The organism is Citrobacter sp. 50677481 (genome assembly GCF_001463265.1).
Lineage (GTDB): Bacteria > Pseudomonadota > Gammaproteobacteria > Enterobacterales > Enterobacteriaceae > Citrobacter_A > Citrobacter_A sedlakii.
The window spans coordinates 1-886 of sequence record NZ_LNHZ01000046.1 but is presented as its reverse complement, the minus strand read 5'-3'; the positions used below and the strand labels follow the sequence as shown (position 1 = coordinate 886).

General features: G+C 52.4%; 2 protein-coding genes. Both read right to left on the bottom strand.

Annotation, left to right across the window (positions count from 1 at the left end; all coding sequences use genetic code 11):
* Positions 1–395: phage portal protein (locus APU02_RS10825; protein WP_131729039.1), on the bottom strand; the 395-nt coding region annotated here is incomplete at its 3' end.
* Positions 395–886: terminase TerL endonuclease subunit (locus APU02_RS10820; protein ID WP_239692862.1), on the bottom strand; the 492-nt coding region annotated here is incomplete at its 5' end. The genes APU02_RS10820 and APU02_RS10825, both read right to left, overlap by 1 nt.

Genomic DNA, 886 nt, shown 5'->3' with positions numbered 1-886 from the left:
ACCAGGCGGTTTGCGATGAATTTCTTCTCAATGAAGGCGTTCCCGCGCAGGCAAATACTGGCGACCACCATCAACATAAAGCGTGATGGTGTCATTTCTGAATTGGGTCGGCGGCACAGTATCGAATAAGCCGGATGATCGGTTGCCGCTTTACGCGAACCGTCAGGCTGTCGAACGTATATTTTCAGCGGAAGGGTTGAAATAGACTCGCTTAACAGCCTTACGCATGCCCACACAGCCGATAGCTGGATGGCTTTATCGGCCGTTACCACCTTTCCGCTGCTGCTGGTACCAAACCATTCCTCCCATAACGTGCCGGTAGTCAGGCTGACAGGAACCCCAAGCCAGTTAAGCAGGGCACTTTTCACCCGGCCTGGCCGTTTGTTTTTTTTCATCAGAAACCTACCATGATGGGATTATTGAAGAATCCGGAGAGATCCTGCTGGTCGTTGCCACCGTTAACCAGAACGCGGCTCATTGCTGTGAACAATGCCGCAGGACCATCAATCTTGGCCTCTGGTGTGGATTTATTAGGAAAAATGTTCTCGTTCCGGTCAGGTTTGACGGTTACGTTGGACATCATCCAGTTCATTACCGGGTGATCGCTGTGATGGAATCGGCCACCGTATACCAGCGCTTCGACCTCTTTCATCGCTTCAGAGAAATTGCGAACCGTCTGCGGCACTTCCACCAGCGGCAACCCTTCCTCTGCCAGCGCAAGGCTGAACTGTGTTGCGCTCCATGGGTCGAAACCGATTTCTTTCAGGCTCTCACCAGCAACCCACACCTGAAGCTCTTCCTTAATCTGGGTATGATCGATTACGTCCCCGTCGGTAAGGATCAGTTTGTCCATCCCGGCCCACTTACGATAGAGCTCTGCCATCTG